The organism is Listeria grandensis FSL F6-0971, assembly GCF_000525835.1.
GTDB classification, from domain to species: domain Bacteria; phylum Bacillota; class Bacilli; order Lactobacillales; family Listeriaceae; genus Listeria_A; species Listeria_A grandensis.
This window is the reverse complement of record NZ_AODD01000018.1, coordinates 1-26,999: the sequence shown is the minus strand read 5'-3', so window position 1 is coordinate 26,999 and position 26,999 is coordinate 1. Positions and strand designations below refer to the sequence as shown.

At 43.4% G+C, this 26,999-nt stretch carries 28 protein-coding genes, 2 tRNA genes, 2 pseudogenes and 1 riboswitch; of the genes and pseudogenes, 8 read left to right on the top strand and 24 right to left on the bottom strand.

Annotated elements, in window-relative coordinates:
• Window positions 1-13: 13 nt before the first annotated feature.
• Both anmK and PGRAN_RS11060 read left to right on the top strand, forming a co-directional pair.
• Entirely contained in the window at window positions 14-1,189 is a 1,176-nt protein-coding gene (anmK, locus tag PGRAN_RS11065) for an anhydro-N-acetylmuramic acid kinase AnmK (RefSeq protein ID WP_036067140.1), read from the top strand.
• A complete protein-coding gene (locus tag PGRAN_RS11060; protein ID WP_036067139.1) occupies window positions 1,182-2,270 on the top strand; it encodes a DUF871 domain-containing protein in 1,089 nt (362 codons plus the stop codon). Before anmK ends, PGRAN_RS11060 begins: the two co-directional genes overlap by 8 nt.
• 130 nt (window positions 2,271-2,400) lie before the next feature.
• Here PGRAN_RS11060 and PGRAN_RS11055 read toward each other — a convergent pair.
• From PGRAN_RS11055 to PGRAN_RS10945, 23 genes and pseudogenes are all read right to left on the bottom strand, one after another.
• A tRNA-Ser gene (locus PGRAN_RS11055) sits at window positions 2,401-2,491 on the bottom strand.
• Window positions 2,492-2,529: 38 nt separating this feature from the next.
• Window positions 2,530-2,602, bottom strand: a tRNA-Asn gene (locus PGRAN_RS11050).
• 92 nt (window positions 2,603-2,694) lie between these two features.
• Entirely contained in the window at window positions 2,695-3,153 is a 459-nt protein-coding gene (locus PGRAN_RS11045) for a SprT family protein (RefSeq protein ID WP_036067165.1), read from the bottom strand.
• Window positions 3,154-3,160: 7 nt separating this feature from the next.
• Entirely contained in the window at window positions 3,161-5,323 is a 2,163-nt protein-coding gene (locus PGRAN_RS11040) for a Tex family protein (RefSeq protein ID WP_193786260.1), read from the bottom strand.
• A 111-nt stretch (window positions 5,324-5,434) separates the two neighbouring features.
• Window positions 5,435-6,622, bottom strand: a complete 1,188-nt coding sequence (gene alr, locus PGRAN_RS11035) for an alanine racemase (RefSeq protein WP_051998597.1) — start codon at window positions 6,620-6,622, stop codon at window positions 5,435-5,437.
• Window positions 6,623-6,829: 207 nt separating this feature from the next.
• Window positions 6,830-7,375 (bottom strand): annotated as a pseudogene (locus PGRAN_RS11030) (D-alanyl-D-alanine carboxypeptidase family protein); the annotation flags it as partial.
• Window positions 7,356-8,438: a D-alanine--D-alanine ligase family protein gene (locus PGRAN_RS11025; RefSeq protein WP_051998596.1), complete on the bottom strand. Its 1,083-nt coding sequence runs from the start codon at window positions 8,436-8,438 to the stop codon at window positions 7,356-7,358. The pseudogene PGRAN_RS11030 and the gene PGRAN_RS11025, both read right to left, overlap by 20 nt.
• A 22-nt stretch (window positions 8,439-8,460) precedes the next feature.
• A complete protein-coding gene (locus PGRAN_RS11020) occupies window positions 8,461-9,372 on the bottom strand; it encodes a D-alanyl-D-alanine carboxypeptidase family protein (RefSeq protein WP_065427918.1) in 912 nt (303 codons plus the stop codon).
• Between the two features lie 208 nt (window positions 9,373-9,580).
• Window positions 9,581-10,180, bottom strand: a complete 600-nt coding sequence (locus tag PGRAN_RS11015) for a PP2C family serine/threonine-protein phosphatase (RefSeq protein WP_036067158.1) — start codon at window positions 10,178-10,180, stop codon at window positions 9,581-9,583.
• A 9-nt stretch (window positions 10,181-10,189) separates the two neighbouring features.
• The gene (gene sigB / locus PGRAN_RS11010; protein ID WP_036067136.1) at window positions 10,190-10,996 is read right to left on the bottom strand and encodes an RNA polymerase sigma factor SigB; all 807 of its coding nucleotides are present in this window, start codon (window positions 10,994-10,996) and stop codon (window positions 10,190-10,192) included.
• Window positions 10,974-11,447: an anti-sigma B factor RsbW gene (rsbW, locus tag PGRAN_RS11005; RefSeq protein ID WP_036067135.1), complete on the bottom strand. Its 474-nt coding sequence runs from the start codon at window positions 11,445-11,447 to the stop codon at window positions 10,974-10,976. Before rsbW ends, sigB begins: the two co-directional genes overlap by 23 nt.
• Window positions 11,431-11,775 carry an STAS domain-containing protein gene (locus tag PGRAN_RS11000; RefSeq protein ID WP_036067133.1) on the bottom strand — a complete coding sequence of 115 codons (345 nt, stop codon included), beginning with the start codon at window positions 11,773-11,775 and terminating at the stop codon, window positions 11,431-11,433. Before PGRAN_RS11000 ends, rsbW begins: the two co-directional genes overlap by 17 nt.
• A gap of 56 nt (window positions 11,776-11,831) precedes the next feature.
• Window positions 11,832-12,845 (bottom strand): PP2C family protein-serine/threonine phosphatase, encoded by a 1,014-nt coding sequence (locus tag PGRAN_RS10995; protein WP_077914667.1) that lies wholly within the window; start codon window positions 12,843-12,845, stop codon window positions 11,832-11,834.
• 16 nt (window positions 12,846-12,861) lie between these two features.
• On the bottom strand, window positions 12,862-13,272 hold the full coding sequence (locus PGRAN_RS10990; protein ID WP_036067131.1) for an anti-sigma regulatory factor: 411 nt from the start codon (window positions 13,270-13,272) through the stop codon (window positions 12,862-12,864).
• Window positions 13,273-13,274: 2 nt separating this feature from the next.
• Complete coding sequence (locus tag PGRAN_RS10985) at window positions 13,275-13,631, bottom strand: STAS domain-containing protein (protein WP_036067130.1); 357 nt, start codon at window positions 13,629-13,631, stop codon at window positions 13,275-13,277.
• 4 nt (window positions 13,632-13,635) lie between these two features.
• Window positions 13,636-14,475 carry an RsbT co-antagonist protein RsbRA gene (locus tag PGRAN_RS10980; protein WP_036067129.1) on the bottom strand — a complete coding sequence of 280 codons (840 nt, stop codon included), beginning with the start codon at window positions 14,473-14,475 and terminating at the stop codon, window positions 13,636-13,638.
• A gap of 313 nt (window positions 14,476-14,788) precedes the next feature.
• A complete protein-coding gene (locus PGRAN_RS10975; RefSeq protein WP_036067156.1) occupies window positions 14,789-15,133 on the bottom strand; it encodes a type II toxin-antitoxin system PemK/MazF family toxin in 345 nt (114 codons plus the stop codon).
• Window positions 15,134-15,141: 8 nt separating this feature from the next.
• Entirely contained in the window at window positions 15,142-15,420 is a 279-nt protein-coding gene (locus tag PGRAN_RS10970) for a hypothetical protein (protein WP_051998595.1), read from the bottom strand.
• Window positions 15,421-15,635: 215 nt separating this feature from the next.
• Complete coding sequence (gene alr / locus PGRAN_RS10965; protein ID WP_036067127.1) at window positions 15,636-16,742, bottom strand: alanine racemase; 1,107 nt, start codon at window positions 16,740-16,742, stop codon at window positions 15,636-15,638.
• Window positions 16,733-17,116 carry a holo-ACP synthase gene (gene acpS / locus PGRAN_RS10960; RefSeq protein ID WP_036067126.1) on the bottom strand — a complete coding sequence of 128 codons (384 nt, stop codon included), beginning with the start codon at window positions 17,114-17,116 and terminating at the stop codon, window positions 16,733-16,735. The genes alr (PGRAN_RS10965) and acpS overlap by 10 nt, the downstream gene beginning before the upstream one ends.
• On the bottom strand, window positions 17,116-18,501 hold the full coding sequence (hemG, locus tag PGRAN_RS10955) for a protoporphyrinogen oxidase (RefSeq protein ID WP_036067125.1): 1,386 nt from the start codon (window positions 18,499-18,501) through the stop codon (window positions 17,116-17,118). Before hemG ends, acpS begins: the two co-directional genes overlap by 1 nt.
• 25 nt (window positions 18,502-18,526) lie before the next feature.
• A pseudogene (locus PGRAN_RS10950) lies at window positions 18,527-20,009 on the bottom strand (PH domain-containing protein).
• On the bottom strand, window positions 20,002-20,484 hold the full coding sequence (locus PGRAN_RS10945; RefSeq protein ID WP_036067123.1) for a PH domain-containing protein: 483 nt from the start codon (window positions 20,482-20,484) through the stop codon (window positions 20,002-20,004). The pseudogene PGRAN_RS10950 and the gene PGRAN_RS10945 overlap by 8 nt, the downstream one beginning before the upstream one ends.
• Before the next feature lie 218 nt (window positions 20,485-20,702).
• Between PGRAN_RS10945 and PGRAN_RS10940 the strand changes: the two genes are divergently transcribed.
• A complete protein-coding gene (locus PGRAN_RS10940) occupies window positions 20,703-21,158 on the top strand; it encodes a hypothetical protein (RefSeq protein WP_036067122.1) in 456 nt (151 codons plus the stop codon).
• Window positions 21,159-21,239: 81 nt separating this feature from the next.
• Window positions 21,240-21,449 carry a hypothetical protein gene (locus PGRAN_RS10935; RefSeq protein WP_036067120.1) on the top strand — a complete coding sequence of 70 codons (210 nt, stop codon included), beginning with the start codon at window positions 21,240-21,242 and terminating at the stop codon, window positions 21,447-21,449.
• 55 nt (window positions 21,450-21,504) lie between these two features.
• Here PGRAN_RS10935 and PGRAN_RS10930 read toward each other — a convergent pair whose 3' ends face one another.
• Window positions 21,505-21,990, bottom strand: coding sequence for a QueT transporter family protein (locus tag PGRAN_RS10930; RefSeq protein WP_036067119.1), 486 nt, complete (start codon window positions 21,988-21,990; stop codon window positions 21,505-21,507).
• A gap of 10 nt (window positions 21,991-22,000) precedes the next feature.
• Window positions 22,001-22,045: riboswitch (PreQ1 riboswitch) on the bottom strand.
• A 217-nt stretch (window positions 22,046-22,262) separates the two neighbouring features.
• On the opposite strand from PGRAN_RS10930, the gene PGRAN_RS10925 reads away from it, so the two are divergent.
• The 4 genes from PGRAN_RS10925 to PGRAN_RS10910 all read left to right on the top strand — a co-directional run bounded on the left by PGRAN_RS10925 (window position 22,263) and on the right by PGRAN_RS10910 (window position 26,887).
• The gene (locus tag PGRAN_RS10925; protein WP_036067118.1) at window positions 22,263-22,754 is read left to right on the top strand and encodes an RrF2 family transcriptional regulator; all 492 of its coding nucleotides are present in this window, start codon (window positions 22,263-22,265) and stop codon (window positions 22,752-22,754) included.
• A 5-nt stretch (window positions 22,755-22,759) separates the two neighbouring features.
• Window positions 22,760-25,360 (top strand): YhgE/Pip domain-containing protein, encoded by a 2,601-nt coding sequence (locus tag PGRAN_RS10920; RefSeq protein ID WP_036067116.1) that lies wholly within the window; start codon window positions 22,760-22,762, stop codon window positions 25,358-25,360.
• Window positions 25,361-25,497: 137 nt separating this feature from the next.
• A complete protein-coding gene (locus PGRAN_RS10915) occupies window positions 25,498-25,920 on the top strand; it encodes a MerR family transcriptional regulator (protein WP_036067115.1) in 423 nt (140 codons plus the stop codon).
• 76 nt (window positions 25,921-25,996) lie between these two features.
• Window positions 25,997-26,887: an aldo/keto reductase gene (locus PGRAN_RS10910; RefSeq protein WP_051998594.1), complete on the top strand. Its 891-nt coding sequence runs from the start codon at window positions 25,997-25,999 to the stop codon at window positions 26,885-26,887.
• Window positions 26,888-26,999: the final 112 nt, after the last annotated feature.

The following is a 26,999-nucleotide window of genomic DNA, read 5'->3' as shown; positions in this document are numbered from 1 at the left end:
GGAGGTAAATAACATGCATATTGTTGGATTAATGTCTGGTACATCGCTTGATGGTATCGACGTAGCCTTGCTTGATGTCCAAGAAATCGAGGGACACTTGTCTACAAAATTGATCGATTTCAAAACCGTACCGTTCCAAACAGGAATCATAAACGAGATTCGCAAAAGTTTGCGTATCGACCAATCAGATTCACAGCTGATTTGTAGTTTAAATTTCAAATTGGGTGTGCTTTTTGCAGAAAGCGTAAAAATGATTTGTAGTAAAAACGGGATTGCCGCGTCAGAGCTTGGTGTCATAGGCTCACATGGGCAGACGATCTTTCATCAGCCAGAACAAGTGGATAGTTTTGCTGCTTCGACATTGCAAATCGGGGAGCCCGCGGTGATTGCGTATGAAACTGGTGCAACAGTTGTCTCAAATTTTCGAACGATGGACATGGCTGCTGGTGGTCAAGGCGCACCGCTCGTACCATTCACAGAGTTACTGCTCTACCGTGACTCGCATAAAAACCGTTTATTGCAAAACATTGGCGGTATTGGGAACGTGACTGTACTACCCAAAAATGCGACACTTGATCATGTTTTTGCATTTGATACAGGTCCAGGAAATATGATTATTGATGATTTGATGCAGCGTTTGTTTAGTCGTGATTATGATGATGGTGGCGACATAGCAGCACATGGTCACGTTAACGAAGATTTGTTAGCTTACTGCATGGACAATTCTTTTATAACCGCTCCGATTCCAAAGTCGACGGGACGCGAGCTTTTTGGAACAGAGTATACAGATAAATTACTTACTACATACGGGCATTTGGCGCCAGCAGATTTAGTGGCGACGTTGACGATGTTCACGGCTAAAACCATCGTTTCTAACTATGAACAATTCGTATTTCCAAAATTAGCTATCGACGAAATTATCATCAGTGGTGGCGGTAGCTACAATAAAACGCTATTGCGCTATTTGGCCGAGCTTTTGAAAGGCCACTGTGAGGTCTTAACACAAGAAGATATCGGCTACTCCTCAGATGCCAAAGAAGCAGTCGCATTTGGGCTACTTGCGTATGAAACATTACATGGTAGACCATCAAATGTCCCTGCAGCAACTGGAGCACGCGATCATGTCATTCTCGGAAACGTTACGTATCCACCATTAAAATATAAGGAAGAAGGTACGACGCATGCATAAACTTGGCATTTCGATTTACCCCGAACACGCAACGCCTGAAAAAGACAAAACATACATTAGTTTGGCTCACAAATACGGTTTTACACGCGTTTTCACCTGTTTATTATCCGTGAGTGGTGACAAAGAATTGATTTTACGCGAATTTAAAGAGACCATTAGCCATGCGAACGCGCTCGGTATGGAAGTGCTCGTTGATATTTCCCCACGTATTTTCAAATCACTTGATATTTCTTATGATGATTTGTCCTTTTTCCACGAGCTTGGTGCATATGGAATTCGCTTAGATATGGGCTTTACAGGTAGTGAAGAAGCCGCAATGACCTTTAATCCGTACGGGCTAAAAATCGAGATTAATATGAGTAATGACACGAATTATTTGAATAACATCATTGATTTCCAGCCGAATCGCGAGAATTTAATTGGTTCACATAATTTTTACCCACATCGTTACGCTGGTCTTTCTTATGATTATTTCGTGACATGTAGCGAACGCTTTCGCCGTTTTCAAATTCGCACCGCAGCTTTTGTCCATTCTAACGCAGCAACATACGGACCATGGCCAGTGACAGAAGGTTTATGCACACTTGAGATGCATCGCGGCCTATCGATTGACACACAAGCAAAGCATCTCCTGGCGACGAAACTCATCGATGATATTATCGTAGCGAATGTCTATGCTTCCGAAGAGGAACTCGCACAACTTAGTGCTGTACTTCAAGCAGAAAAATTTGGCTTCAAAATCAAGCTACATGACACAATCACACCACTTGAACGCAAAATTGTCACGGAAGAACCTCATTTTTACCGTGGCGACGTTTCCGATTATTTTATTCGTTCAACCCAGTCCCGGGTTAAGTATCGCGAAGAATCGTTCAAACCAACATTCACCCCAAATATTAAACGCGGCGATATTTTGATTGAAAATGAACTGTACGGTCAGTATAAAGGTGAACTACAAATCGCTTTGAAAGATATGGAGAACCGCGGAAAAACGAATGTCGTCGGTCGAATTCTAGAGGAAGAAATTTTCTTACTAGATTTCATGGAGCCTTGGACAAAGTTTGAGTTTCTTGTGGAGTAATCTAAAAAATAAACTGTACTCATGGATACGAAACCCTTGAGTACAGTTTATTTACTATCGATATGTTGTGCTTCCTTGTTTCAAAGCACGAAAAAACGACAACCTCAATCATCGTTTTGGATTTAAAATATGGCGGAGAAGGAGGGATTTGAACCCTCGCGCCGCGTTAACGACCTATACCCTTAGCAGGGGCACCTCTTCAGCCACTTGAGTACTTCCCCATATTTGTTTAAACCTGCCAGAAATGAGCGTAAAAGAACTCCACAGGCAAGACTCGAACTTGCGACCGATCGGTTAACAGCCGATTGCTCTACCAACTGAGCTACTGTGGAATAGCATCATTTATTTCTGCTGACTCTTTACATTATAAGCAGGTATCTAGAAAAAATCAAGCTTTATCTGGTTATTTTCTGAAAATAGCTACTTAGGTTTCTAGAACTTCTTCTTGTATATATTTTATCTGTCCGTTACATCGCCCGCAACGGTATTTTTTTACGTCAAAACGGCGTTTGCGAAGGAAGGTTGTGTCGCATGTGATACATGTATAACGATGCATTTTTTGGGTGGCCGGAATGGCTTGGCAAAATCGCGGGGCACCTACTTTGGTGAGCAATGCGCGAAAATCAGCGTCACGGTGTTGATATCCTTTTCCTTCCAAGTGTAGATGATAGTGGCACAGTTCATGCTTCATAATGCCGATGAAGTACGCGAGACCGAAGTTATCGAGGTAGCGTGGATTCATCTCAATATCATGGCTTCGTAGCAAATAGCGCCCTCCTGTCGTCCGTAAACGCGTGTTGAACGTAGCCCGATGTAAAAACGGCTTATGAAAAAATTGCAACGACACGCTTTCCATATGCCGTTGCAGTTCCTGTTCAGTCATCATTGTCTTACTTCCCTTGTGCTGGGCTGCGCATCGTTAGCGAAATTCGCCCTTTTTTCTGATCGACGTCATCTACCCAAACGGTAACGATATCACCTACAGACACAACGTCCATTGGTTTCTTGACGAAGGAATTGCTCAGCTTCGAAATATGCACGAGGCCATCCTGCTTCACGCCAATATCTACAAATGCTCCGAAATCAACGACGTTACGGACCGTTCCTTGTAGCTCCATTCCACTTTTTAAGTCTTCCATGGAGATGACGTCTTGTTTTAGAAGCGGCGCATCTAGCTCGTCACGCAAGTCGCGTCCTGGTGCCACGAGTGAATCCACTATATCTTGCAATGTTTCTTTTCCGACTTCAAGTTCCCCTGCCATATCGGTCAAATTGAACTGTTGCAAGGCTTGTTTTAGCTCGGGCGTCCCGAGATCGGTTAATTGGAACCCTGCAGAAACCACGATTTTCTCTGCTGTTGCATAGCTTTCTGGGTGGATCGCGGTCTGATCGAGTGGGTGCTTTCCTTCCAAAATACGCAAGAAGCCGATGCTTTGTTCGTATGATTTAGCGCCGAGACGCGGTACTTTTTTCAATTCTTTGCGCGATGCGAATGGTCCGTTTTCCTCGCGATATTTGCGAATGTTGCCGGCAACGGTTTTGTTTAAACCAGCGACATATTGCAGAAGGGACGCAGAAGCTGTGTTTACATTCACACCGACTTGGTTTACGGCAGTTTCAACGACAAATGTTAGCGTGTCATTGAGCTGTTTTTGTGCAACATCATGTTGGTATTGCCCAACACCGACGGATTTCGGATCAATTTTCACCAGTTCGGCAAGTGGATCTTGCAGGCGGCGTCCAATCGAAACGGCACTTCGTTGCTCGACTTGATAATCTGGAAACTCTTCACGAGCGATGTCACTGGCCGAATAAACACTAGCGCCAGCCTCATTAACGATACAATAATAGGCATTCAGATTCTCTTCTTTAATCAGTTCCGCGATGAATTGTTCGGACTCACGTGATGCTGTTCCATTTCCAATCGCTACCACTTCTACACCATATTCCTGCATTAATTTTAAAACCTTTTGCTTAGCATCCGCTTTCTTATTTTGCGGTGGATGTGGATAGATCACATCAATCGTTAGCACTTTTCCAGTTTTATCGAGTAGCGCTAGTTTGCAGCCTGTTCGGTAAGCTGGATCGAGGCCGAGAATGATCTTGCCCTTTAATGGTGGTTGCAAGAGTAACTTCCGCAAGTTTTCCGCAAAAATATGAATCGCTTGTTCTTCGGCAGCTTCCGTTAATTCTGCGCGGATTTCCCGTTCAATCGCCGGTCCAATGAAGCGTTTATAGGCGTCGTCAATGGCCGCAACAACATAGCTTTCTGCGATCGATCCAGACTTTTTAATCACCTGTTTGCGTAAATACTCCCTAATCTTCGTAGCGTCGACAACCACTGCCACACGCAAAATATCCTCTTTCTCGCCACGATTAAAGGCTAATACACGGTGACTCGCTACTTTTCCAATGAGTTCTTGGTAATCGTAGTACATTTCATACACCGATTTCTCGTCTAGCTCAATCTTTTTACCGACGGACTGCATCATGCCGAACTTTCGAGTAAATTCGCGAATCCACTTACGATAAGCAGGTTCATCTGAAATAACTTCCGCGATAATTTCATGCGCACCTAGGAGTACTTCCTCGATTGTCGCTACCTCTAGCTCTGCTGAAACGTAGTTGGTAGCTTCTGCATGCACATCACCATTTTCCGGGAGGCCAAGTAACCATGTCGCGAACGGCTCCAATCCTTTTTCCTTGGCAATCGTTGCTTTCGTGCGTTTCTTTTGTTTATAAGGACGGTATAAATCCTCCAGCGCCTGATGCTTCTCTGATTTCGTAATCGCAATCCGGAGCTCCTCCGTCAATTTTCCTTGTTCCTCAATCAACCGCAAAATCTCTTCTTTTCGCTGTTCTAATTTTTCCACGTAAGCATAGCGTTCTTCGATATGGCGGATTTCGACTTCATCCAGACTACCCGTCATTTCCTTCCGGTAACGCGCGATAAACGGCACTGTATTGCCTCCATTCAGCAATTCAATCACCGCATTAATTTGATTCGGTCGATAAGGTAATGATTTATGTACTAACTTCAAAATTTCTTCCATGTTTTCTGCCTCCAAATAATTCATCTCTTGGACTAGTGTACCATAGAATAAGGCGTAAAACCAAAATGAATAAGCTACTCTACTCATGAGTCCCGCCCTGAATAAAGTAGCTTACTTATAGATGACTGGCAACCTTTTTCCTAATCTACTGAGCACTTCGTTAGTAATCGTGCCCGCCTTACTCGCCAAAATTTCAGCTGAGAAAGAAGCATCCATCCGATCGATAAGCGTAACCTCTGTCCCTACTTTTGTGTTCGGTAAGTTGGTCACGTCAAGCATCATCATATCCATGCAAATTCGGCCAACCGCAGGAACCGCCACACCAGATATGCTCACCTGTAGATCCGCAGAAGATAGGTCTCGGGGAATCCCATCCGCATAACCGATTGGAATCATCGCGATTTTCATTTTATGTGGCGCCATCACATCATTGCCATATCCAATAAAATCATCTTCGGCCACGTATTCTATCAAAGCAATTCGACTTTTTAATGACAAAACAGGTCGTAATGGTAATGGCATATCCGAAACCTCACTTTGACAACCGTAAAGCGAGATGCCAATCCGAACGTAATCATATTGCAACTCTTTATAATTCTGCAAACCATAGCTACTCTGTAAATGCGTTCTCAAAGGATCGATGCCGGCCTTTCTTAGTTGCGCCAGTACCTCATTATAAGCTGTGATTTGCGCTTCCGTTCTTTCAATCGCAAACTCATCTAGGCTGTCCGCTGAACCAAGATGACTATAAATTCCTTCCACTACCAAAATGGCGGACCTATAAAAATGAATCATCGTGCCAAGCTTTTTTTGGGGAATACCGACTCGGTGCATCCCTGTATCTATTTTTAAATGGCAGCGAATCCTTATTCCCGTTTGTTCTAAAGCCAAGCCATATTGTTCACTAATTATTGTTTGGATGAGATCAAAATGCTGAATCTTGTCTACGTCCTCCGGTGCCGTGTACCCAAAAATCAAGATATCACCGCGAATTCCTGCTTTTCGTAATTCTATCCCTTCGTCCAACGTCGCCACAGCAAAGATCGTTACGCCATTTTTCTCCAATAATCTACTGCAATACGTCGCTCCATGACCGTATGCATCTGCTTTTACAACTGCCATCATTGCTGTTTTACTAGAAAGTTGTGACTGAATTGTTGTGACATTATGAAGCAACGCCTCTTTGGAACATTCCTTCCAAGCACGCCGTGGCTTTTTATACCATTTTAGTGGCTGGGAGCAGCAACGATAAAACTTAGAAAGGCTACCTAAAGCCTGATATGGTCGTGTTTTCATCATGTATGGAACACACCTCCATTTTTGTTAATCTGTTCGATAGGTGATGATTAATTCCTCGCAATTACTAAAACTCATTTCACAAATAACAACCTTACACGGCATCTCCACAATGCCTAAAAACCACTCATCCATCTTGACAGTGACGATATAGTAACAACGATTCCCATCTTGCCAATGAAATGGCTCATGAAATGAAGTGAAATTTTTCAGATAGTCAATGTATTCTTCTAAAACATATTCTCTTTCTTTCATTATTTCACTATGAGGGAAGCCAACATATCGAAAATGCCAAGGTTCATACGCGATACCTGTTAGCTGTGTTTTATCCGTTGGGTAGCGCAATATAAAACCATACGCGGCCATGTTTTCTCGAAAAGATTCGCAAATAGGACTGCCCGCAAAATCCGGGCAAATAAAGTCGATATTCTCCTTCTTTAAGGCAACGTCTATCGCGAGGCCTGCCTGATGCTCACTACAACCAGGCTTCGCCACGTATTTTTGCGTATATTCTTCGCCATTGGTCAGAAGGCTTTCTTGATAGATCTGCTCCTGCTCCTCGTAACTTCGGTAACCGCTCACTGGGATAATTTCATCCTTTACTTGGATAGTTCGCAAAAGTTTTCTGATATTCTCTGTAGCAGACTTTGCTAAATACACTTCCTTATTAATGGCTACAAGCGAACTCGGCACGTATTTTTTGCTGATGGGATGACTACTATTGATCAACAATAAGTTATTTTTTAGTTGTCTCATAGTCCGCCGCTCCTCGTTTTTCTTCCGCAAGTTCGATCAGCATTTGAATCAACTTCTCATACGAATAGCCAGCCTCCCGCATCAGCGCTGGAAAACGGGAATGTTCTGTGAATCCTGGCATCGTGTTCACCTCATTAAATACGAGTTGCCCATCCTCCTGCAAGAAAAAATCAATACGTGATAAGCCTTCACAATGAACAGCTTTGTAAATTTTCCTCGCTGCTTGTTGAATCTGTAACTTCGCTTTTTTAGAAATACGCGCTGGCATATGGATTTGAGAGGAAATCAGTTCGTATTTTTCAATGAAGCTGAAAAAACCGCTGTCAAGCTCTATTTCATCTACACCACCGATAATCGGAGCCTCATTTCCAATAATCCCGCACCCCACTTCCACACCTTGGATAGCTTTTTCCATCGTGATTTCGGTATCAAATTGCGCGGCATATTTAATCGCTGGTATAAGAGCCTCTTTACTCGACACCATAGAGATACCGATCGATGAACCTGCTCGAACTGGCTTAATAAACAGTGGAAAACCGTTAGTAGCTATAAATTCTCGGATAAGTTGATGCGGAATTTGATCCCTTTCAAAGTGAATGGATGGCGTAATTGGGATATCTAAGTTGTGAACAAGTTTTTGAACCTGTACTTTATCCGTGCATAAGGCAGAAGTAAAAACACCGCACCCAACATAGTTGATGCCTGCTAACTCGAAAACACCTTGAATCGTACCATCTTCTCCATTTTTGCCGTGCAATACAGGAATTGCGACATCGATTTTGCATGTTTCTACAGAAAGCGCTCGATGAATATAAACACCACTCTCAGATTTATCCATAATGGGAGAAACAACGGTGCATGAGGGGTGTTGCTCCCAGTTATTTTTGATAATGCCTTCAATCGAACCTTCATACAGGCACCATTTGCCTTGTTTCGTGATGCCGATTAAAATAATGTCATTTTTGTTTACATCGATCGCTTGAATAACAGCCGTCGCTGATTGCATGGATACCTCATACTCTGGTGATTCCCCACCGAAGAAAACAGCAATTTGTCTTTTCATCGTTTCTCCTCCTTCATTCTGTTTATTTCGCGAACCCGTATTGCATCAATTTTTTCGTATCTTGGAAACGAATATCCGTTGTGTGCGCTTTTAGTACAATCGAGATGAGACGCTTCCCATTTTGCTTCGCAGTCCCAACAAAACAGTAACCTGCACCATCTGTGAATCCAGTTTTCAAACCATCTAAACCGTCGATTTCTTGATTTGCTAAAAGCGCATCCGTGGATTTCAGTGTGTAGTCATTACTCGTCACATGCTTGGCTTTTGAGGTCATATCGAGCACTTCGGGAAATTTATTGATAAGCCCAGATGCAAGCAGAAATAAGTCTTTACTCGTCGATACATTTTCCTTTCCATCCTTGTCTAAACCACTGGCACTGACAAAATTACTCTGATCGGAGAGCCCTAATTTTTTTGCTGTCTTGTTCATTTTTGCGGGAAAATCACTGCCGTCTAGGCGCTTTCCAAGAGCTTCTGCGGCGTCATTGGCAGACATAACAATCATCGCTGCGTAGAGATCTTTGACGGTCCATTCCTTTTTGCTCGTAGTCATGTAAAGCGATATTGCAGCTTTATCGTCCAGTGGCTCTAATGATAGTTTTTCATCCCAAGACAACGTTTTATTATGTATGGCCTGTAAAACTAAATACGTCGTCATCAGCTTGGTGACACTTGCGATTGGTGTTACGATTTGTGAGCTTTTTTCGTATAATGGTGTTTTTTTGGTAATGTCGTACAGGGCTGCTGATTCCGCTGAAATACCGAGATCAGGTGAAGGGACAGGAGCTGGCTTTTCTTTCACCGTTTTTTCTGGGGCTGGTAGTGTAGCGTTCTCTTTCATCGGGGTTACCGTTTCGTTATCTGTACATGCCGAAAGGGACGTGCCCGCTGTCAATGTAAACAGCACGATAACACATAGTTTAGTAATTTTCATTTTTAGACTCCTCCTTTGATATAGCTTAAGTATAGAGGAGGATATTAAATGCTAGGCTAAGAAAGTTTAAGTAAAGTTTAAAGAAATGATCTGATTTTTTGTAAGACAAGCGTTACCGATGGACTTTCTGTAAGATAAAGTATAAAAAATGACGTTTTGTGCCCATAAAAAAAGCAAGAGCGGCTTTTTTAGCGACTACTCTTGCTTTTCATTTAAATTCTCCCACAAGGAAGGTTACATCGTCCTCAGGAATATCCATAACGTTGCCTTCAATACAATGACCTGTCGATTCTACAGAATTGGTCGTGAATAAATAGCGTTTCACGCCAGCGAGTGTTAATCCGTCTGAATGCATCAAAAACTTGGAACCTGGCTTGTACTGAAATTTTTGTGTCCGAATTTTTTGTCTTCTTCCAGAAAGAAATCCTGTAGAAGAGATCGGAAAAACAAGCGCATCGTCCGTACCGAGTAAATAAAATCGGATATTTCCAATCCCGCAATAGGTGATGCTTTGCTCATTCCAATCGCCCCGCCATATGGCAATCGCAGCCCCGCGCAAACCGATCAAAGCCTCGTTCGCGCGTGCTACGATATCGCCTATATTTGGAAGCGCACTGTTAGCCGCAATAGCCTCGACAACTGCCTTGGCCGCTTTTTCTGCCTCTTTGCCACTGCCTAAACCATCCACGATGGCACATAAAAAACCAGTCTCATCTTCCTTCAAAAAAACTTGATCGCCACAATGGTACTGCAAATGCTTTGCACGCTGGAAAAGATATAATTCAATACTGACATCCGATTGCCCCATTACATCCATCTATTCCATATCCTCATCTTGGAGTGCCGCGCGCAATTTTTTAATCGCTTGTCGCTGAATTCGCGAAACATGCATCTGCGAAATATCCAACAAATCGCCCGTCTCCTTTTGGCTACGGTTTTCAATGAAGGTATATTGCAAAATTTTCTGCTCCCGCTCGTCAAGCACCGGCAAGACTTTTTCTAGTAGCATCCGTTGATTCACGCGTTCAAAACCGCCATCATCACCGCCAACCACATCCAGCAACGTAATGGTACTTCCATCCGAATCGGCCTCGATCGAGTGATCCACCGATAAAGCTTGGTAACTTTTTCCCATCTCCATCGCTTCTAAAATTTCTTCTTCAGTGGCACCGATAAATTCAGCGATATCACTGATCTGCGGAGAGCGTTGCAGTTCTCGCGTCAATTCCTCTACAGCATTCTTAATCTTCGGTCCGAGCTCTTTAATCCGGCGTGGCACGTGAACACTCCACGTTTTATCACGCAAAAAACGCTTGATTTCGCCGACAATTGTCGGTACCGCAAATGCTTCAAAACTCTTGCCGAACGTCGCATCATATCTGCGAATCGCTCCTAATAAGCCAATATTTCCGACTTGCACTAAATCTTCATGAAATGATTTTCCTTGAGAATACTTGCGGGCAATGGATTCCACCAGATTTTTATAGTGAACAACAAGCTCATATTGCGCTTCCTCATCGCCGGTTTCTTGGTAATCACTAATCCATTTATAGACTTTTTCTTTGGCTTTTTCACGGGCTTCTTCTCTTGCCGCTAGTTCCTCAGGTCGAGATAATTTTGGCATTCCCCTCCACCTGCTTTTCCTCTATATATTTAGTCATGACTACCGAAACTCCGTCGTCATACTGCAGTTCTACATCATCCATCAATGCCTCTATTAAAAATAAACCTAACCCTCCAACGCGTAACATGTCTGCATCCGTATCTTCTTCGTAAGGTCCGATTTCTGCCTTGCGCTTCTCCGCATCAAAACTCTTGCCTTCGTCTGCTACACGTACTTCTAACTTATCTTCATAAACGCAGAAAGTGATCTGAATTTCACCACTATCATCTTCACTAAATGCGTGTTTCACCGAGTTCGTAATCGCTTCACTGATCGCAATTTTTAAATCCTCAATTGCTTCAAAAGAAAAACCACTTCGGCTCGCAATGCCTGAAACCGTTAAACGCCCTAAGCTTACAAATTCAGGTTTCGCCGGAATTTTAAGCTCAATTTTGTCATACATTGTTGCCATTCATTTCACCCTCTACATTTTTGATTTCAATAATATCTGTCAAACCGGTAATTTCGAATAGACGGAAAATACGGTCTGATAAACCAACTAATTCTAATTCGCTGTTCCGAACGCGCAAGTTCTTAAAAAGACCTACAAAAACGCCCAAGCCAGTGCTATCCATATAACTCACATCCGTCAAATCGATCTGTAACTTAACATTTTCTTGATCCATAAACTGGCTCAAGCTCTCTTTTAATTTCGGCGCCGTATAGGCATCTATTTCGCCACCCACAACTACTTTCGCATGATTACTATCAGTTTCTCTGGTCTCTACTTTGATATTCATCATTTCACCTCGCCCATTTTTGTATACCCAGAGTGTATTCCCTGAGTATCATTTCCTTAAACTCGTTTTAAACAAATTAACGTGAAATCGTCGCGCAATTCATAATCCTGCACTTTACACAAATGATCATACACATCCTTCACCAACTTTTGTGGCGGAAGGTGGATTCGCTCTTGGAAAACGGCGATTAAATGCTCACGCTCCATAAAACCATCCGCTGTCCTCGTTTCTGTCACACCATCGGACATAATAAAAATCATATCATCCGGCTCTACTTCCTTCTCAAAAGCCCGATATGTGGCGTTGCGATCGATGCCAAGCGGTAAACCACGTGCATACAAATCGGAAAACTGCTGCGTCTTCGCGCTAAAATAAAGACCTACCTCATGACCCGCCGACGCATATTCAAACAGGTGATTGGACGTATCATACAAGCCGTAAAACATAGTGATAAACATGTTATCATCGATGTTCGCCTCAGCAACCTCATTCAAATTGCGCAACATCTCACTCGGCGCCAATGCGCCCCGGCCGTAGTTATCTGACGCATATTTCAGCATCGACATACTAAATGCCGCCGGGATGCCTTTACCGATCACATCCGCCAACGTCACGCTGATTTTATTGTCCCCTTCATTTGTAAAACTGTAAAAATCACCGCTCATTTGACGCATCGGCACGCTTACCGCACCAACCTCAATCCCTACAACATTCGGAATATCTGATTTCATCATCGTTTTTTGCATATCTTCCGCTTGGGCAATCTCACGCCTTAGCGCCTGCTGTTCAGTTCGCAAACTAATATGCTCCATGTGCGCGAGCCCGTAGCCAACCATCATTTCTAGCAACACATCAAACGACGAAGAAACGTATTCCGGTAAATCCGCATCATATTCTTCTAAAATAGCCCGATGTAAATTCACCACTTCTTCCGGCGAAACCTGTTTCTCCATCGCTTCACGCGTCAGTCTTTCACAGGAATAAAGTATCTCCTCATCCTGTTGTTCCAAGTATTTCAAGATGATATTTCGGTAACGTTCCTTAAACTCCCTGATCTCTCTCGACTCCACTCTTCGCGTCCCTCCCCTAGCGGACCCATTTTTGTGTGGTAATAATGGTTCCTTGCGCACCTTCTTCTACGCTGGATACTAACTCAAAGCTATCCATCAACCTTTTGACGCCAGGTAAACCTGCTCCAAGTCCTCCTGATGTCGTGTATCCATCTTGCATAACCTGCCTGGCATCTTGTATTCCTGGACCTTTATCTTTTGCGATAATTTTCAGTCCATCTCTTCCTGCTTCTACTAACTTCTCAATACATATCTCTCCAGTTCCCGCATAGAGAAAAATATTTCGTGCAAGCTCACTTATTGCTGTCGTGATTCTTGCTTGGTCCACGGTTCCAAAGCCGATTTCCTTCGATACTTTTCTTCCTAACTGGCGAGCGGCGACTATGTCCCACTCATTGATAATCTTGACACAGGATTGGAATTCCATCTCTATTCCCCCAATTCCTGTTTTAATTTGTCCAAACCGCTTTCTAGATCCATCGCGGAAAGGACACCCTCAAATGTAATACCAAGTTCAATTAATGTAATAGCAACTGCCGGTTGGATTCCCGTCACAACAACCTTTGCTCCCATCAATCTGGACATGCTGACAACATCACCCAATATTTTAGCGATGAAGGAGTCGATAAAATCAATCGATGTAATATCGATCACGACACCTCTTGCCGATGTTGCATGAATTTTAGCAAGTAGATCTTCCTGAAATTCTACTGCCGTATGGTCATCGAGTTCACTCTGGATCGAAATTAATAAACATTCTCCCAATTTCAGAATCGGAATTCCCATGCTTTCACTCCTCTTTTTCTACGATCTCTCTATTCGTCATCTCGAGTGCTTTCTCCATGCCTTTTTTCATCGTGCTTGTGGTGATGACTTGATCTAATTCAATTCCTAAGTTGACAATGGTCTGTGCAATTTCCGGCCTTATTCCAACGAGCATCGCCTGACAACCGACTAACCTGACTGCATCCGATGCTTGAATAATGTGATGCGCTACCATCGTGTCGACAATTGGAACACCAGTAATATCAATTAACACAACGTCCGAGCGGTTCCTCACTACACCGATCAGCAAATTTTCCATAATCAGTTTAGCCCGCTCCGTGTCAATCGTTCCAATTAGCGGCATCACCGAAATACCATCAAAAATGGGCAATAACGGAGCCGATAGTTCTTGTAGCGCTGTTTTTTGAACCGATACTGTCCTCTCCCAGGAATCAGCATACGCATTCACGACTACACCATACATCGATGACAACCAATTTTCAAAATGATAGTAAATATCCTCATCCGCTTTTTCCTTCGATGCAATAAATAAGTTTTGACGCTTCATCTCGCTGTACACGAGCAACCCAAATGTTCGCAAGCCCCTCGTCACAAAATGAACGGACCAACCAAGATGTACCACTTTTTGCGCAAAATCATCAAGCTTCTCACTAAATGAACCGTCTGGCGTTCCTAACACATTCGCGACAATTAAATCGACAAATTCGCGACTTGTATCCTCGTATAAAATATCGCTCGTCACTTGGAGAATAGCTGGATCTGCCTGCTCTTTCATCTGTTCCATCCATTTGCCCAGCAAAATATCTTTGTTCATATGGATAAAATTCGCAAAATCTCTATACATGTTTATCTTTCCAACCTTTCTTGTCGATTGAAACACAGCCATTCTTTCTAAAAAAAAGAGACACAAGAAAAGCAAGGGGGGGAGCAAATGGGGTTTGCCACAGCCTAAGAAGCTTCTCTTATGTCGGGTACTTTCAAGCCAGACATTACTATTCTAAACTCAAGTATCATATTAATATGTAATCCTTTTTGTTCGTCTTAACACTTCCCGCGAAACTTTCACAGCCTTGCTACTCATCATCAGAAAAGTAAAGCTCCTCTTATAATCAATTATGTAAATGATACGTCAGCTCTACTAATAAATATTCGCAATTTTAGAAATCTACTAAGCCCATACTAATTTCCAGCGCCTGATTCACTTTATGCATCAAATTGTCATCCAAATGTGTAATCTTGTCCGTCAGACGTTGTTTATCAATCGTTCTAACCTGCTCCAACAAAATAACGGAGTCGCGGTCAAAACCATGTTTTCTAGCTGCCTCAACGTGAGTCGGCAATTTAGCTTTAGAAATCTTCGCCGTAATTGCCGCCACGATGACAGTAGGACTAAATCGATTGCCAATATCGTTTTGAATGATGAGAACAGGCCGTATTCCCCCTTGTTCACTTCCAACAACAGGAGACAAGTCCGCGTAGTAAACATCCCCACGCTTCACCATTGGCTCATTCATCCTCCTAAAACTTGTAAATTTTTATCCTCAGCTTCCGATTCTACATGCGTACATTCACACGCAATCGAGAAATTAATAGAAGCCATTTCCGTGTAACCACGTTCCATTTCGTCACGCAAATCGCGCGCTTTTCTTTGACGTAAAAACTGTTGAGTTGCCTCCATAATCATTTCACTCCGCCCCATTTTTTCTTTTGCCCGAGCCTTATCTAAATCTTCCAGTACCTGCTGCGTCATTTCTATCCAGATTTCGGTCGTTTCTGGTTTTTCTATCACGCGTCACACCCCCAGCTGTGTATTACTCCATAACATGTATATCGTAACACTATAGACGCGGGATTGAAAGGCTTTTCGGAGTGATTTCCTACAAAAATACGCTATTAGACCCGATTTCCTACTTATTGAGCTAGACTGAATACCTAATAGTTAGGAAATATGTTGTGTACTTTCTCATTATAATTCCTAATTAGAAACTATGCACGTAAAAAACCTCAATGGATGTATTTTTTTGGAACCCTTTCAGAAAGAAGGCACGTAATTTCATAATTTATCGTTCCTACATGTTGCGCCGCCTCATCTGCCGAGTTTGGTCCGCCAATCAGTGTCACTTTTGTACCGACCGGATATTTTTGTGGTAACTGAATGATGCACTGATCCATGCAAACCCGACCGATGACCGGCATTAAAATACCATCCACCGATACATGGAATCCCGAATACGCTCGAATAAAGCCATCCGCATAACCAACCGGCAATGTCGCCACCCATTCCTGCGCCGTCGCTTCGTAAGTCGCGCCATAACTGACATGATCACCAGGCTGCAACTCCTTCACCTGCACCATTTCCGTGTAAAAAGCAAGCGCTGGCTGCAATTTAAACGGCAAAATCGGCAAAATTTCTGGTGAAGGCGTCAATCCATACATCGAAATGCCAAATCGGACCGCATCAAAATCTCCCTGCTCATGTAGCAATGCGGTGGCACTATTTGCACAATGTACCATCGCTGGGCGTTCCTGGAGTGAGTCCACCACCTCACGAAAACAAGCTAATTGTTGCTCGAAATAAGACGTTTCTTGTTGATCCGCCGTCGCAAAATGTGTAAAAATACCTTCCATCACGACATCATCACGTTTTGCAATGGCCGCTTCTATTTCCTTCACAGCTTCCATCGAACGCAAGCCGAGCCTTCCCATACCCGTATCCACTTTCAAATGCACGTGTAACGGAAGTTCTGCGGTTTTCATTGTGGAAAGCTCCGTGAGCCATTCTACATCAAACAGCGTAAGCGCAATGTTATTCTGTGCGGCTAGCGCTGCAAATTCCACCGGGACGGCGCCCATCACTAAAATAAAATCCTCGAACCCTGCCTCTCGAAGTGCCAGCGCCTCATCAAGAATCGCCACACAAAAACCTTGGGCACCAGCCTCTTTCGCAATTTTAGCAACTTCCAACATCCCGTGTCCATAAGCATCAGCCTTCACTACAGCAAGTAAAGCAACATGATCTGGTAAATGGCTCTGTTCTTGCTTAATATTTGACGTAATTGCCGATCTGTCAATCTCCACCCATGTCGGGCGATGCCACCCTGTTACTGCCATTCCTTCCGCCCCCGATCCACTTCTTCAATAATGACCTGAGCCGCCGCACTCCGCCCAGTATGCGTAATACTCACAAAAACCCGCTCATCCAATCGTTTCGGTTTCGTTAAAATAGGCCGCCCATTCGGCAATGTCAAAATCTCTACATCCGTAAAGCTGAGTTCCTTGCCGAATCCCGTACCATTCGCTTTAGCATACGCTTCTTTTGCAGAAAACCGCCCCGCCAAAAATTCGACTTTGCGCGAACCGCTGTATTTGGCAAGTAACGCCTGCTCCTCTTCCGTCAAAATACGCTCGACGAAACGCGGATTCTGCTCCAACACCTTCTGCACCCGGTCCAGATCAATCATATCTAACCCAACACCTTTTATCATTACCTCACCTGCTCCAAAAGTTTACACGCCCCAAGCGCTGCGTCCTTCCCAGCTTGAATACAATCAGGAATCCCCACACCACGATAAGACATTCCCGCAAGAAAAATAGTCGGATGGCTTTGCTCCAGATCCTTCTCAACTAGCTCCAAACGTTCTTGATGCCCAACCGTATATTGTGGCATCGCCTCTTTCATCCGGCTTACTTCATAAAATAGCGGATCACCTTGCAATCCGATCATTTCCTTCAAATCCGCCTGAACCTTCTTCGCCATTTCTTCGTCCGATTGCTCAAGTAGCCCAACTTGTCCGGCTTTTCCAAGGAATCCACGAAGCAAAATTTTACCTGCAGGTACCATATGTGGCCATTTCTCGTGTACCCACGTACAAGCCGTTATATTGTATTCCCCTGTTCTCGCCACTAAAAATCCCGTGCCTTCTGGGATTTCCGGCACAGCTTCCTTATCAAACGCAAGTGAGATTGTAGCTAGGCTCGTCATCGGTTGCGCCAACAGTGGCTTGATCGCAGGGGCATCTAATAACGACAATACAACATCATGCGTTGCGGCAATCACAATCGCGTCTGCCACAATTCTTTCTCCATTATCTAGGACAACCGTTGTATTCTCGATCGCCTTCACTTTTGTACTCGCGTGCAGTCGCTCTTTTGGCAAGGTGGCAACCAGCGCATCTGTTAATGTTGACAAACCTCCCGCAAGCGTACGAAAAGCTCCCATTGTCTTCGCTGTTCCTGTCGTACTTATCGTTTCTGGTCGGTGACGCTTCAGGCCGTACATTAAGCTCCGATGCTCTTTCGCCGTCTTCTCAAACTGCGGAAAAGTCGCGCGCAAACTCATCTCATAAATATTTCCCGCATAGATTCCTGCAAGTAATGGCTCAATCAAGCGCACAACCATCTCTTTTCCGAACCTGAATTCAAAGAAGTCGCCAATCGACTGATCTTCCTCCGTCACGCTAGCTTCTAGCATCAGCTCTTCTAGCGCTCGAATTTTCCCATCTGAGGTTAGTAAGTCACTTTCTAGGAGCGCTCGAATATCTGTCGGAATGCCCATCACAGAACCTTCTGGAATTGGATGAAGCGCTCCTTCGTGATAAATATAAGATTTTCCCGTCGCATTCGTAATGAGCTGATCACTGAGTCCTAACTCCTCAACAAGCGCCATCCCCGCCGGTTTACGCGCCAAAAAAGAATCCGGACCTTTCTCAATAATAAAACCGTCACGATGAACCGTATTGAATTTACCACCGAAATGATCATCCGCTTCAAAAAGCTGCCAATCCACGGCCTCTTCTTTTACCTGCTTATTAACGTGATAGGCAGCAGTCAATCCAGTCAATCCGCCACCGATAATTACGATCTTTTTCATTAGAATCCTTCTCTCTGTTTTAATGTTACTTATTGGATGGTTGATACCAACGATATAATTTGGTCGCATCTTGCCTAGCAATATAGCGGACATTCGCGTTCAAATGAGTTTGTCCTGATTTTAGCAGTACCGAGAAATGCACAACATTCCCCTTCTCCATCCAGATACTCTGGGAATGCGCCACAGATTGAATACGGCGCTTCAACATAAAATTGGTCTGCTTCGAAATAAACGCACGCCCCTGCATCACAAGTTCCGTTTCCGTCGTATAAAAACCGGTCGCACGATAAGCCCCATAAGCAATCCCCGCAAAAATCGGCACGAGCACTAAACTAAAAAGCCCCCATGGGAAGAAAAGAATGCTCACAATAAGTATGATCGGCAACGTCCAAATCAAATGAATAAAGAAAAATCGTCTCAAACTCGTTTTCGGTGCTCGTTCTAGCTGCTCCACTGAGAAATCGTAATCTGCTAAAAACTGCGGTAAAATTTCCAATGCCTTCGCTTTCTTCACGATTGGTAAGATCAAAATATCTCCAGAATGTTCTTTATCCCCAGAATTTCCCGCCGTCACAACCCGAACGGAAGCCAATTTCAGCATCTGACGCAGTGGGGATTCAATCAGTTTAACCGATTGGATACGTTCGAAAGATATCGATGTATGCTCACGTTGTAGCAGTCCCTTCTCGATTTCAATGTGATCATCAAACTTCATCAACTTGAATTGGAAATACTGGAATAGCGTCGTTACAATCGCAATTCCCCACAAAATCAGTAGCACAATCAAAATCACGATCACGATAATCAAAACTCCGTAATGCACAATCGTATTGAATTGCTCCTCCACGAAGTCTGTTGGAATCACATCACGAAATTGCTGTCCAAACGCCAATATAATTAAGAAAATCCCGAATACGCCACCCGACGTCACAGCCATCAGCAATAATTCCTTCACCTCTAACTGAAATGTTAATAAGGGCTTTTCGTTTTTCTCAACCTCTATGGGAATCTGCTCCGTATCCAACGGTTCGACAGGATCTTCCACGAGTTCAGCGATTTTGCCCGCGCGCAGATCTTTTTAATTCTTGCGCAACGCTTGCAGGCACAGCGCTTAAATCAGCCTCCGCCTTCCCACCGCCCGCTGTCTCAATCAAAATTTGAACCACATGAAATGGCATGTAGAAAAACCATTGCTTCTGTTGCACCGTCTGAATCCGCTCATACGGAATAAAAATATTCTTCTTGAAGAACAAGCCGTATTTCACGCGAATGCCTTTATCATCCATGCGGTAGCGATATGTAAAATACTTAATCAAAGCCGGCGCTAAAAGCAGTACAATTAAAGCAATCACGAGAAGCGGATACATCCACCAAGACAACATCCCTTTCCCACTTAAATTCCGAAAGAGTGTGAAAATAACGACGGCAATTGGGATAATACTCTGTCTAATGCTAACAATCAATTCTTTAATCAGCGCAATCGGATGCAGGCGTCTATCCTCATACATCTTCCTTCGCCACCTTTACAAGTTCTAAGATGTGGTGCCTCAACGCATCGGATTCCGCTGCACGAACGGCCTCAATTTTGTGCACAGTTGCCGCAGTGGAAATCGACACACTCACCAGTTTCTTTCGTCTAAGAAGCGGTCCTTGATCCGTCTCCACATGTTGTACACGAATCATCGGAATCAATACACGACTTTTGAAAATGATGCCGTGCTGAATCTCAATTTCGTCATGTCTAATCTGATAACTCCACCTAGCCCAACGGAATGGGACAACGACGAATAGCATGATAATAAAATATAAAAGCGTAACACCAAAACCAATCGCACTCCACCACAAAGAAACATCCATTGCGTAAAATAAGATAGTTAATCCAATTGATACCAATAAGAATAAAATCGCAGCAATTAAATTCTCCTGCCTCCACACCGTTTTGATTTCCTCTGGTAATTTCTGCGCTAAATTCTCAAGCTCCATGAAACGCCCTCCCTTTTCTTTTAATGATACTTGAAACAGCCTGAAAAATAAAGCTTTATCCCCTGCTTTTTTACACAGTGATCAAGCAAAATTATACCCTTACTTCGTTGTTTCGTGTATACTTTAGTCCTTCATAAAACTTCTTACTCTTGTCGTTTTTCGTTCATAGTTTGTTCATTTTTAGCTTTTATAATGAAGTCAGGAAGGTGGTAGTAAACATGAAAAAACGATTTTATGGATTTTTATTAATGACACTTCTCTTTTCAACAAGCCTACATATCCCTGCCAGCGCGGCAACAACGAGTCCTACTACTTCAACTGAAACAGCCGATGACTTCGTGGAAATGTTCGAAATAGCCAATTATACAGCAGCAAACCCATATATTTTAGTTTCCGGAAATACCGCAACCGTGATGTTTTCCACTGACGAAAATGCCAAAGTAAGCATCCGTGGTAGCGCCATTTACGTGAAAACGACCGATTACACTATGGATCAAGAGTTGACGCTAAACCGACTAAAAGAATCGAACCAGCTGATTTTAACCGTCACAACCGAAGCTGGCGTCAGCACTTCCTATCCCATAACGGTGAAAACAGAGCCAAAACCAAAGCATCAAGTTTTACCGAAAATCGCGGAAACATCGCTCAGTTCCTCAAGAAGAATCGATTCTTAGAGAAATCTCCCGCTATTTTCATTTTCACTTCACATTTCCCCTGTAGTATGGTTAGTAACAACTACTGGAGGGATTCTCACCTTGAAAAAGAAAATTGCATTCGGCGCCGTATGCTTCCTAGTCGCACTTGGAATTAGCATTTTGCTCACACAACCAGAAGTAAAAGATGCGGCCAGTAAACTAAAAACCAATTATATAGAAGCAACCACTGTAGAAGATGTAACGGATCCGTTGACGAGCCTACTCGACGGACAAAAAGATTGGTTTGTCGAAAAACTAGGCGGATCATAAAAAAAGCATGATAACAGTCGCGTAAAATCGACTTGTCATCATGCTTTTTTGTGGCTTAATTAATCATTTTCTTGAAATCCACTCGCTTATTGATGTAGTACATAATCGGCGCACCAACTGCCAACACGATGAATTCGCTGATGGCAACTGTTAGCCATGTGTACAGAAACGGAAAATCTAATACTAGCATTAATTCCCATGCCACCAAAAATGATGTAATTGAGAAAACAATGGTAGTGAGTACCATTCTGATTTTCACATTAGTCACAAAGCGATTCAAAAAAATAAGTATCCCAAGCGAAATCACCGACTGCCCCACGCCAAATACCAAATCATACCACCCGAGCGGTGAGAAGAAGTTAGCAATGAAGACACCGATCACAATTCCAAAAAAGTACTTTTTATCAAATACGATTAAATGGTTGAACATCTCGGACAGCCGAAATTGAATATTCGTGAATCCGAAAGGTGCCACAACCATAGTCACGACAACATAAAGCGCCGCAACGATCGCATTTATCGTTAACGTTTTTATTTTCATTTCTTAATTTACTCCCTTAGTTTTTTTACGTAGGATGGTTTCGAACTACGTTTTCTTCTTCATGTTACCCCAAAAGCCTTGCTACATCAAGTACTATTTCATTTAAATCCTCTTTTTTGCAAAGTAAACGGTTTCTTATAAAAAATACTTGCTTTTTTTCGCAAATGGGTGTAAATTCAATTATAGACTTTATTTATCCACGATGATAAAGGTTCTTTTTTTAATTTTATCAGGGATAATAAATATCTACAATGAAATCGAGGTGAAATTTGATGCAACTGACAAAAGGCGTGGAGCAGGCGATCTGCATTATCGTGCTACTCTCCACACAAGACACCCACAATCCGCTAGCATCGGATACGATCAGTGAGCATTTGCAAGTATCCCCTTCTTATTTAAAGAAGATTATGCGCAAACTTGTCGTCCAGAACATCATTCGCTCTGTGCCTGGCAATAACGGTGGTTTTTCACTTGCGAAAAGTCCTGAAAAAATCACCTTGCTAGAAGTCGTAGAATCGATGGAAGGCGAAATATCGATCTATCCAGATACAGGCTTAATCAACAAAGTTTTCCGCGATGGCGCACACACTTCTAAAGGGGAAGCAGTGTTACATGACGTTTTTAATGGCGCAAACGAGCTTATCCGAGACTACTTATCGAAGCAAACAGCCGCAGACTTACTGAAACGTACCATGGAGCAGTCCGAAATACCGGTACTTAATTGGAATATCACAAATCTAAGCAATCAAAATGAGAAAGAGTGAGTTTTATGAATATGTTAAAACAAGAATGGAAACGACTTTTAAACAACAAAATACTGCTGATCGCGTCCATCGTGATTTTATTTATCCCTATTTTATACGGCGGTGTTTTCCTTAAATCCGTGTGGGATCCGTACGGTAAAACCAGCCAGCTCCCCGTCGCTGTTGTCAATCAAGATCAGGCGGCCGACTATGAAGGCCAAACGCTTGATGTCGGTAACGAACTCGTCGGTGAACTGAAGAAAAACAATGACCTTGGTTGGAATTTCACAGATTCAAAGGCGGCTGAACAAGGACTAAAAGACGGCAAGTACTACATGGTCATCACGATTCCCAAAGACTTTTCCAAAAATGCTTCAACCGTTCTTGATACGACACCAAAAAAAATGAACCTTTCTTATGAAATCAATCCCGCACAAAATTATATCGGAGAAGTCGTGACTGGCCAAGGCGCTTCCGCAGTCAACGCCAAAATCTCCAAAAAAGTAACGGAAAGCTATGCGAAAGCCATTTTTTCACAGATTTCTAAAGTTGGTGATGGTTTCCAAACAGCTGCAGACGGTTCTAAGAAACTCGACGACGGCACGATTCAATTAAAAGATGGTAGCAAAACATTGACATCAAAGCTTAACGAACTAGCATCAAGCACACCGAAACTCGCAGACGGTGTCACAAAGCTTGATAATGGTGCCGTGAAACTAAACGTCGGTTTGGAACAATATACAACAGGCGCTTCTGGCTTGCAATCTGGGCTAACAAAAATCGAAAGCGGTACATCACAACTTGCTCAAAACTCACCCGCACTTGTCGCAGGAAGCAATAAACTCGCAGACGGATTAAACACACTAAACGGCAAAACAGCTACACTCGCCGCGAAAGTACCCGAACTAAACAACGGCCAACAACAATTAAACAATGGCTTAAAACAACTACAAGTCGGTAGCAACAAACTAAACGCTGGCTTAAAAACATTAAATAATGGGCTTCCATCCGACGACCAAGTGAAGCAACTTTCCAGCGGATTAACGGCGATGCAATCCGGAATCGCACAAATCAACAGCCAACTAAATAACAGTGCAGACACGAACGCAATGCTTACAAATATCACCAAACAAATGACAACCATGTCCACCGCGCTAAAAGACCTAGGCGCAACAATTCAAACAAATGGCAAAGGCACAACAACCGCAATCACAAATACGAACGCCTTTAAAAACCTAACATCCGCCGAACAAAAAGAAATGGCAGACGCACTGAACACAGAATTAACACAACAAGCGACCAAACAAGCACAAATCGCAACGCAGCTGGGCGCTAGTTTGACAAGCACCGCAACGACTTTACAAGAAGATTTAAAACCCATTGCCGCTCAGATGGGCGACTTAAAAACAGCGATCAATACCCTCCACACGAACGCGGCGAAACTTTTACCAGCAACGAAGACAGCGGTCAATGGTTTTTCAGCTATCCAAACGGGTACAGATCGCCTGTTAGCTGGTTCCAATCAATTAACGGCGGGTATCACACAATTAACAACTGGTAGCAATCAACTTGCCGCAGGTACTTCGCAGCTAACGAATAGTATTCCAGCACTCGTTGGTGGCGTTTCCCAACTCGCAGATGGTTCCACAGACTTAAATAACGGTATCACAACATACACAAATGGCGTTGGCGACGTGCATAACGGTATTAGCCAAGCATCTGCTGGTGCAAGCAAATTAGCACAAAACAGCCCAGCTCTACTAGACGGTTCTAGCGCACTCGCAAATGGTACAAATCAGCTGGCAGCACAAGTTCCAGGACTCATAGATGGCACTGGCAAACTCGCAGCAGGATCAACCAAACTCGGAACAGGTCTTGCCACTCTAAGTGATGGCACAGGCGAACTCGCAACGAAACTAAAAGATGGCGCTACAGAAGTTGGCAAAATTGACCCAACATCTAAAACCTACGACATGATCGCGCAACCAACCGATTTAACCGAGAAAAAACTAAGCAACGTACCAAACTACGGTCACGGTTTAGCACCATATGTCCTATCCCTTGGTCTTTATGTCGGCGCATTGGTATTCAACTTTATCTTCCCAATCCGCCGTCCATCGATGACACCAACATCTGGCGTCTCATGGTGGTTAAGTAAATTCTCGATTGGCTTCGTTGCAGCAGTCTTGCAAGCCTTAATCCTTGATTTCGTCATGCTGGCATTAGGTCTTGATGTCGCGCATATGGGAGACTTTTTCCTAATCTCCATTTTGACATCACTCACCTTTATGTTCCTCGTGATGCTCCTTGCCACAGCATTCGGAAATCCCGGCCGTTTCGTCGCCATGGTTATTCTCGTATTACAACTCGGCGCAAGCGGTGGTACCTTCCCAATGCCGCTTACAGACGGATTCTTCAATGCGATTAATCCATATCTACCGATGACACACACCGTTTACGGCTTCCGTCAAGCGATTTCATCAGGACTGGGAAATCACCTTTTCGTTGTCAGCGCATGGATTCTAGTAGGCTTGATCATTCTCTTCAACGCCCTACTCATCCTGACACTCTCCATTAGAAAAAACAAACGATTTCCAGTGACCACATTACAAGAACAAACCGTATAACTCGAAATACCGCGAAAATCTGGCTATCCAAAGCTCTAGATTTCGCGGTATTTTTTTGCATATGGTGTTTTTTCTTGCCTTAGTGCTAACTCCAATGTTTATAATGAAGTGACAACACAATATGGAGGTGAACAAAGATGAATATCAAACAAGCGGCGGACATGTTTGAGCTAACCGTTGATACGTTGCGTTATTACGAAAGAGTTGGTGTTATTCCACCCGTTCATCGCAATTCGAGTGGCTACCGGGATTATGCAACAGGCGATTTAAACTGGATTTACCTTGTGAAAAATTTACGCAAAGCTGGCCTTTCCGTGGAATCTCTCATCGAGTTTGCGACGCTCGCTCAACTGCGAGAAACACAAAATTTCGAGGAGGCACAAAAACAAGTTTTGCGAGATCAGCTGAAAGAACTCGACGATAAACTAGCAGAAATGAACCAAGTACGTAATTTACTAGTCTATAAAATCGAAACATACGACGAACACATCGCAAAATTTAAGACGGGTAAAATGAACGCGGAAAACGTCGAAAAACTCTGGGAACGAAAACATGATTGAATGACTTGCTATGGAGCCAACTTCAAGGTTTATAGTTAGAATTGAGAATATCAATAAAATCTAGGAGGATATATACATGAAAACTGTCACATTAAACAATGGCGTCGAAATACCGATTTTAGGATTTGGGACGTTTCAAATCACGGATCCAGAGCAAGCAGAAACAGCTGTGCAGGAGGCGATCAAAGCTGGTTATCGCCATATTGACACCGCACAGAGCTACATGAACGAAGAAGCGGTCGGCCGTGGCCTAGCCAAATCTGGTGTCGCACGCAAAGAGTTATTTATCACGACGAAAATTTGGGTCGAAAATGCTAGCTACGATGGTGTGTTAGCGTCATTTGAACGTTCACTGAAACGCCTTGACCTAGACTATGTTGATTTACTATTGATTCACCAACCGTACGGCGATATTTACGGTGCTTGGCGTGCTATGGAAGCGTTGCAAGAGCAAGGAAAAATCCGAGCGATCGGTATATCCAATTTCGCAGTGGATAGGGCTGTGGACTTAGCTGTATTCAACACAGTTACACCGCAAGTCAATCAAATTGAAATCAATCCATTCCAACAACAAACAGCAAACATCGCCGCGCTAAAAGCAGAAGGCATTATGCCAGAAGCTTGGGCACCATTCGCGGAAGGTAAAAATGATATCTTCCACAACCCAACCCTCGTCAAAATCGGAGGGAAATACAACAAATCTGTCGCACAAGTGATTACTCGCTGGTTGGTGGAGCAAGAGGTCATCGTATTGGCGAAGTCCGTGCAACTTGGACGAATGCAGGAAAACCTTGATGTGTTTGATTTTGAATTAACGGATGAGGATAAGAAGGAAATCACAATGTTAAACGAGGGAGAAAGCCAATTCTTCTCTCACGCTGACCCAGAAATGATTCGCTGGATGGCCAGCCGGACAATGCATGAGTTTGAAACAATAAAAAAGCTCCGAATCAGTCTATACAACTAATTCGGAGCTTTTGGTTTACTTATTATTTAGCGCTGCCGCCTTTGTTTCCGCCGCCAGAACCTTTGCGTTCGTTACTGTAACGACGTCCGCCGCCGCCAGACCCGCCTTTGCC

Coding starts and splice junctions, on each gene's coding strand:
- anmK (WP_036067140.1), top strand. CDS start 14: ATGCATATTGTTGGATTAATGTCTGGTACATCGCTTGATGGTATCGAC.
- PGRAN_RS11060 (WP_036067139.1), top strand. CDS start 1,182: ATGCATAAACTTGGCATTTCGATTTACCCCGAACACGCAACGCCTGAA.
- PGRAN_RS11045 (WP_036067165.1), bottom strand. CDS start 3,153: ATGACTGAACAGGAACTGCAACGGCATATGGAAAGCGTGTCGTTGCAA.
- PGRAN_RS11040 (WP_193786260.1), bottom strand. CDS start 5,323: ATGGAAGAAATTTTGAAGTTAGTACATAAATCATTACCTTATCGACCG.
- alr (WP_051998597.1), bottom strand. CDS start 6,622: ATGATGAAAACACGACCATATCAGGCTTTAGGTAGCCTTTCTAAGTTT.
- PGRAN_RS11025 (WP_051998596.1), bottom strand. CDS start 8,438: ATGAAAAGACAAATTGCTGTTTTCTTCGGTGGGGAATCACCAGAGTAT.
- PGRAN_RS11020 (WP_065427918.1), bottom strand. CDS start 9,372: ATGAAAATTACTAAACTATGTGTTATCGTGCTGTTTACATTGACAGCG.
- PGRAN_RS11015 (WP_036067158.1), bottom strand. CDS start 10,180: ATGGGGCAATCGGATGTCAGTATTGAATTATATCTTTTCCAGCGTGCA.
- sigB (WP_036067136.1), bottom strand. CDS start 10,996: ATGCCAAAATTATCTCGACCTGAGGAACTAGCGGCAAGAGAAGAAGCC.
- rsbW (WP_036067135.1), bottom strand. CDS start 11,447: ATGGCAACAATGTATGACAAAATTGAGCTTAAAATTCCGGCGAAACCT.
- PGRAN_RS11000 (WP_036067133.1), bottom strand. CDS start 11,775: ATGAATATCAAAGTAGAGACCAGAGAAACTGATAGTAATCATGCGAAA.
- PGRAN_RS10990 (WP_036067131.1), bottom strand. CDS start 13,272: ATGGAATTCCAATCCTGTGTCAAGATTATCAATGAGTGGGACATAGTC.
- PGRAN_RS10985 (WP_036067130.1), bottom strand. CDS start 13,631: ATGGGAATTCCGATTCTGAAATTGGGAGAATGTTTATTAATTTCGATC.
- PGRAN_RS10980 (WP_036067129.1), bottom strand. CDS start 14,475: ATGTATAGAGATTTTGCGAATTTTATCCATATGAACAAAGATATTTTG.
- PGRAN_RS10975 (WP_036067156.1), bottom strand. CDS start 15,133: ATGGTGAAGCGTGGGGATGTTTACTACGCGGACTTGTCTCCTGTTGTT.
- alr (WP_036067127.1), bottom strand. CDS start 16,742: ATGGCAGTAACAGGGTGGCATCGCCCGACATGGGTGGAGATTGACAGA.
- acpS (WP_036067126.1), bottom strand. CDS start 17,116: ATGATAAAAGGTGTTGGGTTAGATATGATTGATCTGGACCGGGTGCAG.
- hemG (WP_036067125.1), bottom strand. CDS start 18,501: ATGAAAAAGATCGTAATTATCGGTGGCGGATTGACTGGATTGACTGCT.
- PGRAN_RS10945 (WP_036067123.1), bottom strand. CDS start 20,484: ATGGAGCTTGAGAATTTAGCGCAGAAATTACCAGAGGAAATCAAAACG.
- PGRAN_RS10940 (WP_036067122.1), top strand. CDS start 20,703: ATGAAAAAACGATTTTATGGATTTTTATTAATGACACTTCTCTTTTCA.
- PGRAN_RS10930 (WP_036067119.1), bottom strand. CDS start 21,990: ATGAAAATAAAAACGTTAACGATAAATGCGATCGTTGCGGCGCTTTAT.
- PGRAN_RS10925 (WP_036067118.1), top strand. CDS start 22,263: ATGCAACTGACAAAAGGCGTGGAGCAGGCGATCTGCATTATCGTGCTA.
- PGRAN_RS10920 (WP_036067116.1), top strand. CDS start 22,760: ATGAATATGTTAAAACAAGAATGGAAACGACTTTTAAACAACAAAATA.
- PGRAN_RS10915 (WP_036067115.1), top strand. CDS start 25,498: ATGAATATCAAACAAGCGGCGGACATGTTTGAGCTAACCGTTGATACG.
- PGRAN_RS10910 (WP_051998594.1), top strand. CDS start 25,997: ATGAAAACTGTCACATTAAACAATGGCGTCGAAATACCGATTTTAGGA.